The organism is Paenibacillus rhizophilus (assembly GCF_003854965.1).
GTDB classification, from domain to species: Bacteria; Bacillota; Bacilli; order Paenibacillales; family Paenibacillaceae; genus Paenibacillus_AQ; species Paenibacillus_AQ rhizophilus.
The window spans coordinates 19113-31814 of sequence record NZ_RQPI01000014.1; the positions used below are offsets into that span (position 1 = coordinate 19113).

General features: G+C 51.0%; 12 protein-coding genes and 1 riboswitch. Of the genes, 4 read left to right on the forward strand and 8 right to left on the reverse strand.

Going from position 1 to position 12702, the window contains the following annotated elements; translation table 11 throughout:
• Nucleotides 1–3 precede the first annotated feature (3 nt).
• The 3 genes from EH198_RS19200 to EH198_RS19210 form a co-directional block, all read right to left on the reverse strand.
• The gene (locus EH198_RS19200) at nt 4–372 is read right to left on the reverse strand and encodes a YidH family protein (protein ID WP_124697142.1); all 369 of its coding nucleotides are present in this window, start codon (nt 370–372) and stop codon (nt 4–6) included.
• A 127-nt stretch (nt 373–499) separates the two neighbouring features.
• Complete coding sequence (locus tag EH198_RS19205; protein WP_124697143.1) at nt 500–946, reverse strand: MarR family winged helix-turn-helix transcriptional regulator; 447 nt, start codon at nt 944–946, stop codon at nt 500–502.
• A 77-nt stretch (nt 947–1023) separates the two neighbouring features.
• The gene (locus EH198_RS19210) at nt 1024–2367 is read right to left on the reverse strand and encodes a voltage-gated chloride channel family protein (RefSeq protein WP_124697219.1); all 1344 of its coding nucleotides are present in this window, start codon (nt 2365–2367) and stop codon (nt 1024–1026) included.
• A 66-nt stretch (nt 2368–2433) separates the two neighbouring features.
• Nucleotides 2434–2493: riboswitch (Fluoride riboswitch) on the reverse strand.
• Between the two features lie 123 nt (nt 2494–2616).
• Here EH198_RS19210 and EH198_RS19215 point away from each other — a divergent pair.
• On the forward strand, nt 2617–3843 hold the full coding sequence (locus EH198_RS19215; RefSeq protein ID WP_221621546.1) for a stalk domain-containing protein: 1227 nt from the start codon (nt 2617–2619) through the stop codon (nt 3841–3843).
• A gap of 109 nt (nt 3844–3952) precedes the next feature.
• Here the strand turns inward: EH198_RS19215 and EH198_RS24390 are convergent, their stop codons facing one another.
• A complete protein-coding gene (locus tag EH198_RS24390) occupies nt 3953–4705 on the reverse strand; it encodes a hypothetical protein (protein WP_148091519.1) in 753 nt (250 codons plus the stop codon).
• Nucleotides 4706–4926: 221 nt separating this feature from the next.
• Here EH198_RS24390 and EH198_RS19225 point away from each other — a divergent pair, with 221 nt between their 5' ends.
• The 3 genes from EH198_RS19225 (at nt 4927) to EH198_RS19235 (ending at nt 7325) form a co-directional block, all read left to right on the forward strand.
• Complete coding sequence (locus EH198_RS19225; RefSeq protein WP_221621547.1) at nt 4927–5313, forward strand: helix-turn-helix domain-containing protein; 387 nt, start codon at nt 4927–4929, stop codon at nt 5311–5313.
• 82 nt (nt 5314–5395) lie between these two features.
• Nucleotides 5396–6592 (forward strand): MFS transporter, encoded by a 1197-nt coding sequence (locus EH198_RS19230; RefSeq protein ID WP_185702975.1) that lies wholly within the window; start codon nt 5396–5398, stop codon nt 6590–6592.
• 16 nt (nt 6593–6608) lie between these two features.
• Nucleotides 6609–7325 (forward strand): SDR family oxidoreductase, encoded by a 717-nt coding sequence (locus tag EH198_RS19235; protein WP_221621548.1) that lies wholly within the window; start codon nt 6609–6611, stop codon nt 7323–7325.
• Between the two features lie 182 nt (nt 7326–7507).
• Here the strand turns inward: EH198_RS19235 and EH198_RS19240 are convergent, their stop codons facing one another.
• From EH198_RS19240 to EH198_RS19255, 4 genes are all read right to left on the reverse strand, one after another.
• On the reverse strand, nt 7508–9091 hold the full coding sequence (locus EH198_RS19240; RefSeq protein ID WP_185702976.1) for a response regulator transcription factor: 1584 nt from the start codon (nt 9089–9091) through the stop codon (nt 7508–7510).
• Between the two features lie 27 nt (nt 9092–9118).
• Nucleotides 9119–10858 (reverse strand): sensor histidine kinase, encoded by a 1740-nt coding sequence (locus EH198_RS19245; RefSeq protein ID WP_124697148.1) that lies wholly within the window; start codon nt 10856–10858, stop codon nt 9119–9121.
• A gap of 74 nt (nt 10859–10932) precedes the next feature.
• Nucleotides 10933–11766, reverse strand: coding sequence for a carbohydrate ABC transporter permease (locus tag EH198_RS19250; protein WP_124697149.1), 834 nt, complete (start codon nt 11764–11766; stop codon nt 10933–10935).
• 2 nt (nt 11767–11768) lie between these two features.
• Nucleotides 11769–12650 (reverse strand): carbohydrate ABC transporter permease, encoded by an 882-nt coding sequence (locus EH198_RS19255; RefSeq protein WP_221621549.1) that lies wholly within the window; start codon nt 12648–12650, stop codon nt 11769–11771.
• Between the last annotated feature and the right edge of the window lie 52 nt (nt 12651–12702).

Genomic DNA, 12702 nt, shown 5'->3' on the forward strand with positions numbered 1-12702 from the left:
ATTCTAAGAGGACAACAGCATCAACACGACCAGCACGATCAGAAGCATTTCGATGATGGTCAGCGAGACGAACACCAACCGGATGAGCGAAGAAGACGAACGGAATTGTTCGTTGTTGATTCCTTCTCTTTTTCGCATATAATCGCCGGTAGCCGCCGCTACCACGCCTCCGCCGAGCAGCACCGCGGAAATGCCCGCGACCGCCGCGACAATGTGGCCGATTCCGCTGTAACGGGAATCCCGGAACACGATGCCGGCCGCCAGAAAGCCGAGACCCGCCAGCGCGACCGCCGTGCGAATCCAGGCCAGATAGGTCCGTTCGTTCGCCAGATGCTGCTGCGTATATTTCGATTCACTAACCTGCTCTTTCATGTCTCCCTCCCAGAAGATCATTCAAGGATCATTTCATCCCCTTAATTATTAAAACCCTTAATCCATCAGGAGATTGATGAATCAAGGGCTTATCTTTACCTTGGCAGCGGTCTTTCCGCGCCGCATTTCATGAATCCACTGAATGGCCCTTCGCTTCAATAAGCTGCTGCAGCAGGCTTGTAAGTTCCCGCTCCGGCAGGGCGTCCAGAAGGACGGACTGAAAAGTAGCATACGCCTTATCCACCTTTTCCTGGCCGATCGGAGTTAAGGAGGTATAGACGCTTCTGCGGTCTTCCTCGCAAATATGTCTTTTCATCGCTCCGCAGCCCTTGGCCTCGAACCGGCTGACCAGACGCGACATGGCGCTCTGGCTCAGACCCACCATGGATTCGAGCTGCTGCAGCCGCAGCTTCTTCCCGGGGGCATCGGACAGGAACAGCAGCATATAGAATTCCTTCAGGGACATCCGGTGCCTTTCTTGCAGCGCTTGTTCGAGCTTGCCCGCCATATTGCTCTGAATATGGGTCAGCGCCAGCCAACCGGCCACAAGTCCGTTACATTCCGCAATTTCCATATCGTAATTCCCTTTCGTCTAAGGCTTTCTTTATTATATCATCCGCGCATTGTTTTCACACGGCCGATGTTGCGGCTTTATCGCTTCTCGGCCGCGGAAACGGACTCGTCTTTCTTCTTTACAATACTTTTCACCGCCGACAGGGTTGTGCCCTGGGGAATCGGCAGGAGATAGCTTTTGGATACTCCGATTTGCTGGGAAGTATAAATGCCTGTATGCCCCGAGAACAGATAGCTGACCAGACAAGCCATGAACATGTAAACGGCAGCGTCCGCTCCAAATAATTCAATCCCCATCAAAAAGCAGGCAATCGGCGTGTTGGTCGCTCCGCAAAAGACGGAGATAAACCCCAGGCCCGCCAAAAAAGGAGCGTACAGATGCAGAATACCGGACAGCGCGTTCCCCAGAGTGGCCCCGATCGCGAACAGTGGGGTGACCTCGCCTCCCTGGAATCCGGCTCCCAAAGTAAGGGAAGTAAAGACAAGCTTGCCCAAGAAAGCAAACGGAGACACGATCTCCGTAAAAGAGCTCTGAATCAGCGGGATACCCAGCCCCAAATAATCGCGCGTTCCGAGCAGATAGACCAGACCGATAATAACGACGCCCCCCACTGCGCTCTTGAGCACAGGGTTCTTGAACAGCTTGGCGTACCCTTTTTTCAGCGCATGGGTCAGTTCACTGAACAATATACTGGTCAGCCCGAACAGAATCGCAGCGAATACGACCTTAAGAACGACGATCCACGTCAACTCGGGCACTGCGCCGATATGATAATGAATGTGGGAAACGCCCCAGAACGAGGTGGTGACCAGATTGCCCGTAAAAGCGGCCACAAAAGCCGGAATCAGCGCTTCATGCCGAATCAGTCCGATGGCCAGAACCTCCAGGCCGAATACCGTACCGGCCAAAGGCGTGCCGAAAATCGAGCCAAACCCGCCGCTTATGCCGCAGATCAGCAGGATTTTGCGGTCGATGGGCCGGGCTCGGATGATTTTCCCGAACCATTCGGCCAAGCTTCCGCCCATTTGAACGGCTGTTCCTTCCCGGCCTGCGGACCCTCCGAACAAATGAGTGACAAGCGTTCCGAACAAGACGAGCGGCGCCATTCTAAGTGGAATCGTCTCATTGCCGCTGCTGATTTGTTCAAGAATCAGGTTGTTTCCCTTCCCGCTGTTCTTGCCAATCTTCATATAAAGAAAGCTGACCAGCGCCCCGCCGAGCGGAAGAAGAAACAGCAGCCACGGGTTGGCTATTCTCACATCGGTTACATAGTCCAGACTCTTCAGAAAAAATGCGGAGGCCGTGCCGGATAGTATGCCTACACCGCTCCCGAGAACGATCCATTTGAGCAGCGTGCCTACAAGCGCAGCAAACACGCGTTGTTCAGCCCACTGGGCCCACTTCTGTCTTACTGCATTCATCTTCTTCTTTCCCTTCGTTATATAAATATTCATAAAAAAACAGACTCCTACCAGGGAAGTAAAGATCCTCTGGTAGGAGTCATCAGCCTCGCGGCGGTTACGGCGAACTCCATCGCCTATAATAGATAGGTCGATTCTAATTCATTTCGGGATGATCGTCAATGCGATAACTCAATCGTCAAACAAAACCATTTCGTGTTTTCTTAGTCTAACTATACATAACAAATCAATCCACAAGGTGATGAACTCATGACGATACGAAAAAACGCGCTCCTTTCCGCACTGGCCCTGTCCCTGCTATTCTCAGCCTCCGCCCGGGCGGAGGAAGCGGCCAAGCCGCCCGCCCGGCAGGATGAAACGACATCCCGGACGGACGGAACCGTTCAGGCCGCCGGGACCGTTCAGACGGCTCCGGGTGCTCAGACCACTCAGTCGTCCCAGACGGTTCCCGCGCCGATATCCATCTATCTGGACGGCTCGCAGCTTCAGCCCGAGGCGGAGCCGGTTAATCTGAACGGAACACTGCTCGTTCCGATGCGCAGCCTGTTTGAGGGGCAGGGGGCCAAGCTGTCCTGGAACAATACGGACAAGACGGTCAAGGCAACGAAGGACAGCACTACTCTGACCTACCGCATAGGCGATCTTACAGCCATGGTGAACGACCGGACAGTGCAGCTTAATGCTCCCGGACAAATATCCGGGGGATATACCATGGTTCCGCTGCGCTTCGTCAGCGAAGCCCTGGGCAGCACCGTTACCTGGGACCAGGCGGCCCACTCCGTCCAAATCTCTACGATGACCTTCGAGACGTCCATCCGGTGGGGCGTCAATCTGCGCAGCTCGCCCGACTCGGAAAGCGGGTTGCCGGATGCGTCAGGCCCTTCGCTGACAAAGGTTGGCCGTTCGCCGGTTGTTGGCGGCAGTTCAGCGGATGCCAGCGGCGGCTCAAACATTCTGGAACTGCTGCCAACGGGGGCGAAAATTCACGTCGTCCGCGAAGTGGACGCCTTCTGGCTGGAGGTACGGACCCAGGATAACCAAACGGGATACATATCGGCGAAACCGAAGTACACCGACTATACCAGCCCGTCCCTTACGGGCAAGCAGGCGGACGAGCTGATCGCCTACGGCGAGACATTTCTTGGCACTCCATATGTATTCGGAGCATCGCCGGATCAGACAAGCAGCTTCGACTGCTCTTCCTTTGTAAAGCGCATCTTTCAGGACACGCTCGCGGTTGATCTTCCCCGCGTGTCTTACGACCAGGCCAATGCAGGCACGGAGGTCGGGATGGACGAGCTGCGCAAAGGCGACCTGCTGTTCTTCAGCGCGCGCGATTTGAACATCGGGCATGTCGCCATCTATGCGGGGGACAACCAGCTGCTGCATACCTATTCGGAGAAATACGGCGTCCGTACCGAAGCCTTCAGCGACTACTGGAAGAAACGGCTCGTGACGGCGCGGCGGGTGTTTTAGGACAAGCTTTGGCAGCTACTCGAAACGATTATAGAGCCAATTTTTTGCATCAGCAAAGTGAAAGAAATACAAACGGAACTCTTCCTCCCTGAGGTGGCTGAGTTTCGTTTTATTCAGCAACTAACAGCTTATTAATTAAATCTAACTTGTAAAATACATCTTTGGTGTCTTCTTCAGGTGTACCTGCACCGATAGGTGGATGCACTACTAGCTGCTCATTTTGGATATATGGAAATGGTTCTGATTCAGAATAGACAAGTGTTTTAGAAACATGCCCCTTTTTAATAATTTCCAAAGAGAATACATCTCCACTCTGCTTGTCGATCGCAAATACATACCCTTCCAATCCGTGTCCCGTCTGATATTGAGGGGCAAGGATGTAAACATCCGCATCTTTAAAGTTTACCTTCTTAAAAGATAACTTTTTATCTGACGGCTGAACAAACAAATAAGCAGGCAGTTCCAACAAAACCTTATCATGTTCTCCTTGTCTATAGACAATGGAATAATTACTCTGGAACGTTTGATCTCCTTCTTGTCCCATCACACTTGATACGAGCAAGTGTCCTCGCTCTTCTTTTCCATTAGAAATCATAAGTAATTTCCCATAATCCGTTTGCAATTCTGCCCGAATCGATGGGGTCTCATTGACAGAATCAATAGAAATTGAATCAGTAAGATCAGATTTAGGAAACACACTAGAAATATCAGCTGAAGTGTTTGGTTCCTGACTGGATGAATTGTTAGAGTTAATCGTAGTCTCTGCATTTGTGGTATTGCCAAATGCGGCGATTCCAGAGTTTTGTTGACTGTTACAAGCAACGAGCAAGTTAAATGATAATACCGACGACGCTAATAGCAAAACATGTCGTTTAATTGTAATCCTCCTGCTTTCTTATATGTTCTCCCCTTAATTATACATAGAAAACTATCCAATAAATTTAATAAATGTATTATATTATTAAAAATACTGTATCATTTAGCCATCATTATATACCAAATAACTAACGGCAAAAGGATTGACATCCGACGGCCTGTTGCTTATACTTACCGTGACGTTAACGTAATGGTTGGAGGGTGCAAATGGAATCCAAAATGTTGATCGGAGAACTGGCTCGCAGAGCCGGGGTGACGCCCCGGACCATTCGCCACTATCAAGAGCTCGGATTGCTGGGGAATGTCGAGCAGGAAAGTAACGGATATCACTATTACTCGGATGAGTCGCTGCAGCGGCTGTACAAAGTCAACGTTTTGAAAAAATTGGGTCTCAGCCTGGATGAAATTCAATCCGTCATCGATCTGTACTTTGAAGAGCCGTCCATGATTAAAGGCAAGCAAAAGGTTCTCGAGATTTTGTCGAAGCATCTGGAACAAACCGACAAGAAGATGGAGGCTCTGGATCAATTCAAACAAGAGATCTTGAGCAACATGGCCCGGATTCAGCTTATGATTGATGAAATGTCGAACTAAGCGGTATCCGATCCATGCTTTACCCCTAAACCATTACGTTTACGTAATCGTCATTGATGGAAAAGGAGGTTCAATTATTGAAATGAGTAAATCTCATCTCGCTTATACGGCGATGCTGCTAACCGTGTCGGGGATTGCTGTCGTTTCGCTGCTTTACGTTATGATTCCGTTAACGCCTTATGTAATCACCGAATTTTCCATAAGCCCGATTCAGGCCGTCTGGGCGAGCAGCATTTTCAGCATGGCTTTCGCTCTGGGGAATTTATTCTTCGGTACCCTGTCCGACAGAGTGCCGAAAAAGCGATTGATTCTAGCAGGCCTCATTCTGCTTGCGGTATGCACTTTTTCCGTAGAACTGGCCTCTTCCTTTACCCCGTTCCTCGTGCTGCGGGCGGCACAAGGATTTCTTGCCGCTTCGTTCCCCCCGGTAGCCCTTGCTTATGTCAGCGATGTGATTCCCCCGGCGCAGCGTCCGAACGTCATTTCTTACCTGAGCTGCGGATTTTTGCTTGCCGGCGTAGTCGGACAAATATTCTCTGCCGAAGTGGCGGCGAACTGGGGAATGAAAGCTGTATTCGCATTATTAAGTTTCATATACGCCATTTTGATCGTGATCTCATTCCAGCTGCCGAAAGACCGACCGAATGCCGAACGGCCCGCGGTCGGCCCCGGCGTGTTCGAAGCATTCCGCACTCTGGTCCGGATACCGTCGCTGCTTGTCGCTTACGGGGCGGCGGTAACGATTTTAATGAGCTTTGTCGCCATGTTCTTTGGGCTGAGCGAGTTCGCGGTGCAGCAGCTTCATCTGTCTCCCGAGCGTATTCTTTGGCTTAGACTTATCAGCATGCTCGGAACGGTATGCGCATTGTTTTGCGGCTCCTGGATCCGCCGCTTTGGGCCTGTTCGCGTCCTCGTGGCGGGCTTTCTCACCGCTGCGGCCGGATTGGCCGGGGAAGCGGCGCTGTCCAGCGTCGATATGGCGCTGTTCATCGCCGCGATGGTTATCTTTGTCGCGGGAATTGCTGCGGCCGTTCCGTCGATCATTTCCCGGATCGGCCTATTAGGCTCGGCCGCATGCGGCATGGCTCTGGCGCTTTACGGATTTTTCGTCTTCGTCGGAGCGAGCCTGGGCCCAATCCTGGCCGCTACGCTGATGCCCTTCGGATTCGCGGCTTTATGCGGGACTTTGTCCGCCGTTATGCTTGCGGCGGCGGCCGTTACGGCGTGGAGCGCCAAACCTTCGGCCGATGATGAACGTTTGGATGCAGTTAATTCTTGAGAGGAGATGAATGGAAATGCAGGGGAAACGCATTGTTGTAATCGGAGGCAGCTCAGGAATCGGTCTGGCGGCAGCGAAACGGGCATCGGAACATGGAGCGGAGGTTATCATTGCCGGGCGCTCCGGGGAACGGCTTGAACACGCAGCTGCAAGCTTGAATGGGGAGATTCGGACAAGGGCGCTGGATATGCGGAGCGAGAACGACCTCCGTACATTTTTTGCAAAAATCGGAAATGTCGATCATTTAGTCATTACGGCAGGAGAAATGAAGCACGGATTGGGCAAGGTTCTGGATCTTGATGCGGCAAGCGCCAGAGAACAATTTGAGAGCCGCTTTTGGGGACCTTACCAGGCCATTCGCTATGGCGCGCCGGCTATTCGGGAAACCGGCTCGATTACGCTGACGAGCGGCGTGTTTGGCGATAAGGCGGTTCCAGGAGCGGCGGTGCCGTCCGCGGTGCATGGCGCCCTGGAGAACTTGGGCCGGGTGCTGGCCGCCGAGCTTGCTCCGGTACGGGTCAACGTCGTGTCCCCCGGCTATGTTGATACGCCCATGCACGACGGAATGCCCCCGGAGCAAAAAAAAGCCTGGTTTGAACAAACCTCAGCTACCCTGCCGGTACGGCGCATTGCTTCGGCGGACGACATTGCGGGCGCGATCCTGTTCTTGATGCAAAATACGTATACGACCGGAATTACGCTGACCGTGGACGGAGGAGCCAGATTCGTCTGAGAGCCGAAGCGGGTCCGACGCGATCAATTTCTAGTGAATAGAAACAGCCTGCAGACCAAGTCCGCTTAAATGCGAACGAAGTCTGCAGGCATTTTTTCCGCTTGCTTTGGAAGGTCGCCGCCGGTAACGTCCCCACTCGATGCCCTTTGGGATCTTACCCTCTTTACGCAGGAACAATTCCTTCATGACGAACGGCTTTCTTCGACTTTTATCATATGATCCTCTCTGTACTGGCCGGGACTTACGCCCACACGCTTCTTGAACACCTGGCAGAAATACCGCTGGTTATCATACCCGACGTTCTGCGATATTTTGGAGATTTTGAAGCTGCTTTCCCTCAGCATTTGTTTCGCTTTCTGAATGCGCAGCAAAGTGATATATTCAAGAATTGTCTGCCCGGTCGATTTGGAATATAAGTTGCTTACATAGGAAGAGTTGAGATCGAACCGCTCCGCCAATTGATCGAGCTGGATATTTTCATGGTAATGGGATTCCAGATAAGCTTTGATTTCTTGGACGACCTTTTCTTTCAGGGTGGTTTTCGTTACGTTCAAATAAAACTGTACACCCTGCGCACAATCCTGGCACTGTTTCTGCAAAGACGCCCAATCCGGCGCTTCCAGTATCCCGTCAATCAGCCGTGTACGGTCTCCGATCACGCTCTCGATCTTGATTCCATAGTCCTGCTCGATCAGATCGAGCAACCGGTTCACCCATTGGATGCCGGCCTTCTTCAGGGTAACGGGAGCGATCAATCGCCCCGTCCCCCATTCCGTCCAACGTTCAAGCAGCTCTTCAAACTCCTTCTGTTCGTAAAGGGTTAAGGATTCGATTCGTTCAGACCAATCCGAGAGCAATCTCTCAGAAACGCGGGTGATCCCAGGCCAACGGTTCCCATCCATTACCGAAACGCCGAAGAACAGACCCATTTGACAGGCCTGGTCTGCCGCCAAAAAAGAGAGATGCGCATCCATGATTCCGCTTACAACCGGACCGATTCCAAACGACAAGGAAAGATCGTCCGAGTCCGGGGAACCGTCAGCCGAAAACGCTGCGGCCGTAGCCAGCAGAATTTCTGATAAGGACCCGGATTCCTCCAAAGCCGCCATGCATAACAAGATGACTTTCTGCTGCTCGTAGAGCAGATCCACGACGATTCCGCGATTCGCCAAAAAGCCGGGAAGGGCATCCGTAACGCCATTGTTCTTCATTCGTTCGAGCCAATGCGTCGCCGGGCTTCCGATCACGATGGCCGCAAACTGGCCATACCGTTCGTACGGCGCCCTATCGAACGACGGACGTTTGGCATGGACGATGAGATCGGTAAACACCGCCCGATCCAGCGCTTTGGCAATCCGCTGCTCGGGGCGATTCTCCGCCGGGTCCGTTTTGCGCTTCAGACGCTCGATCGCCTTCGTGACGGTCCTGGCTACTTCTTCAAGCTCGGCCGGCTTGATCAAGTAATCCACCGCCTCCAGCTCAATGGCTTCTTTGGCGTATTCAAACTCGGAATATCCGCTCACGATGATACATTCCGCTTTGCAGCCTCTCTCCTTCAAGGCGCGGATCAGCTCCAGCCCACTCATCCCGGGCATCCGAATATCGGTCAGGACAACGTCCGGATCGGACTGCAGAATCCGTTCCAGCGCCTGCTTGCCGTTGTTGGCCGTCCCCGCAATCCGCACCCCGGACGCGTTCCAGTCGATCATGGTTGACAGCGTTTCCACAACAAGCTGTTCATCATCCGCTATAAACAGTTTATACATGACCTGTTCCCCCTTCATAGCCAGATGTTAATCGATGATGCCGATCTCAAGGGTAACTTTGGTGCCCGCACCCGGAACGCTGTCTATGCGAATTCCGCGGTCTTGGCCGTAATGCAATTGGATTCTCTCCTGTATATTCCTCAACGCATATCCCCTTGGCCGCGTAACCGCCGAATCAAAACCCACTCCGTCATCCTCTACTTCAAATACAAGCGTCTCCCCTTCTCTTCGGGCCCGAATGGCAATGTTCCCTTTGTCCTCCTTCAACTCGATTCCATGAAAGATCGCATTCTCCACCAGCGGCTGGATCAGGAGCTTCAACATCGGGATCTGCTCGATTCCCGGCTCCAGGTCGATGGCCACCTCAAATTTTCCGTTATAGCGGATGTTTTGAATCTCCAGATAATTTTTCACCTGGTCGATTTCATTGCCGACAGTCGTAATGTAGTCCCCGTTGTTCAAGCTTAATTTAAAAAAGTTGGAAAGGGACATGACCATCTTGGAAATATTCTTGGCTCCAATTCGTTCCGCCATCAGATAGATGGAATTCAGCGTGTTGTATAAGAAGTGAGGATTGATTTGACTTTGCAGCGCATGCAGCTCCGCTTCCTTCTCCTTCAGCTTGGCTTCGATCAATTTGTCGGACAGTTCGCTGTTGGTGCGGAAGGTCCGCAGGAATTGATTGCCGATTTTTCCGATTTCATCTTGCTCCTTAAAGAGGATTCCTTCGATTTCCTCCCGTTTGGCCGCTTTTCGGGCGACGGAAGAGAGCAAGGTCAACTGCTTGGTGATCCGTTTGGAGATCAAATACGAACCATAGGCGGCAAGCAGGAAAGCCACCAGCGTCAAGGTGAGCGTAACATTGCGAATCAAGACGATTTCCGAATTGATATTGGAATAGGGGATCATGCTAACCACTTTCCACCGGGTTCCCGGATTCGTATCGAAGGTGACGACATACCGTTCTCCGCCCACCGTATCGATGCGGGTGCCCCGTTCAGGCAAATCATAGAGCAGGTTCAATTCCTTTAGCGGTATCTGCTTCATATCGGCGGTTCGGGAATTGTAAAAGATCACTTGGTTCTGATCCAGAATCATCAGATGCCCGTTTTCCGCATTGGTGATGTCTTTGAACATTTCGTCGAACACCCGTCTATCGATGGAAATAATCAGCATGCCGATCGGTTCGAGCGTATCCAGGTTGTTTAATCGTTTGCCGTACAGCAGCAAATCCGGACTATTTTTGACGAGACGGACTTCATTGCTGTTCAGCCACAATCCCCTGCCGCCCATGTCACCCACCTGCCGATACCATTTTGACCGGGAGACCGCCTGATAGATATTGTCGTAAGTTAATCTGTCCCATTGGTTCGTAACGATCAGTTCCCTTTGCCCACTGCCTACGTAAACGTAACGTATATACGATTTGTTATTGGAAATATTGACGATCAGGTTGCGGGTGGCATTCTGAAGGTCATAGATTTTCTTGAAATCATTCTTGTCATAAGAAAGGAAGCTTTGAACGTCGCGGGAAGACAGCATCAGCTTCGAAATCGTTTCAACGTCGTTCACGAAAGTCTGGATATTCCAATTGATGGAGCCCAGCAGATTGGAGGTGGTATCGGACACCTTGTTCTCGATCACTTTGCTCAAATAGACAAAGGTTAAGGAGGCGATAAGGACAAGCGGCAGCAAGGAACAGGCGATGGACAAAATGATAATTTTGCTTCGGATGCTGATCGACAGGAAAGGCCGGGTTATTTTCATGAAATCCCTCTGTCTAAAGAGAAGTATAAAGCCTGGTACTTTCAGTATACCTTCAGCTCAAGGCAGATGGTAGATCAACCTTTAGTCGCTCCTGCGGTCATGCCGGAAATGACACTCTTATTGAAAACGAAGTACACAATCATGGTCGGGATCGTAGTGATGCTGATTGCGGCAAAGGTCGCTCCCCAATCCGTCAAACCGTATTGGCCGATATAATCCATTAAACCGACGGGAATGGTCCGCGAGCTCAGGTCGTGAATAAACGTATTCGCGAAGATAAACTCATTCCAGACAAAAATAAGATTCATGACGATAACCGTAACGATCGTATTTCGGGATAGAGGGAAAATCATCCGCCAGAAAACCTGGTAAATCCCGCAGCCGTCCATGACGGCGGCCTCCATAATCTCGTTCGAGATATATTTGTAGAAGCTCACGAAAAGATAGATCGAGATCGGCAGAGCAAAGCCTACTTGGGGCAAAATGAGAGAAGTGAGCGTATTGATAATTCCCGTTTTGTTATACAGAATGAAAAGCGGGATGAGCACGACCTGGATCGGGATCATGATGCCGCACAGAAATAAGAACAACACGCTTTGGCTCCATTTAAAACACATCTTTTCAATAACGAAAGCGGCCATGGCGCTGAACAGGATCACCAGCACGATTGTCGTCACGGCGACGATGAGACTATTGGAAAAATAAGTGCCCAAATTCCCTTTGTTCCAAACGCTGAGGTAATTCTCGAATGTGAATCGGCTGGGCAGGCTCAGCGGGTTATTGCCGGAAAAATCGGTAGGCGCCTTAAAACTGGAGATGAACACCCATACAATCGGATAAACTTGAATGGCAAGCAGAACAAAGGAAATAGTCACAAGAATCGCCTTGGAATAGCCAGAAAATTTCATCTTCAGGTCTCCTTACTGTCCATCATCCGTCTGATAAAGGCGACTGCAATGAGGCTCTCAATGACGATAAATACGGCCATCGCGCTGCCATAGCCGAAGTTCAGACTGGAAAATGCGGTTTTGTACATATATGTCGGCAGCAATTCCGTCACGCGGCCCGGTCCCCCGTTCGTCATGAGATACGGGATGTCAAACCCTTTTAAAGCACCCGTAGTAGCCATAATGATCGAAACCATCAGTACCGGCTTAATCAGCGGCATTTTGATCGAACAAAACAGGTTCCAGGAAGAAGCTCCGTCAATTCTCGCGGCTTCCTCGATATCGGAAGGAATTGAAATGAGCGCACTATACAAGATGATCATATAAAGACCGATATAACGCCAGCCTTCGGGTACCGATACGGCGGTCAGAGCCCACTTCAAGTCGGAAAGCCAAGGCCTGCTCCAGTCTCCAAGACCGATCTGCTGCAGACAAAAGTTCAACATTCCGACGGGTTCGAACGAGTAAACGTTTTGGAACAACTGCGCTATGGCTACCGATGTGATAATAGCGGGAGCGAAATACAACGTTTTAAACAATTCTCTGCCTTTGGTGATACTGGTCAGCAAGATGGCAACCAACAAGCCGAGAAACACTTGCATTGCCACAATGACAAGAACATAGATCAGGTTGTTGCCGAATGCCTTCCAGAACGTCTTGTCGCCGCCGAACATCTTGGCATAATTGTCAAAGCCGATATAGACCATATCGGAAACCCCGTCCCAGGAGAAAAAGCTGAAATACATCGACCAAAGGATGGGCGCCAGAACGGTGAACAAATACACCAGCAAGGCAGGCAGCAGGAAGACGAGAGCGGCTTTGTGATTGCGCAGGATTTTATCCATACCCTTGCTCATTCCCCATTTTTAATATTTTTTCACTTCATTGCCGGCCAAC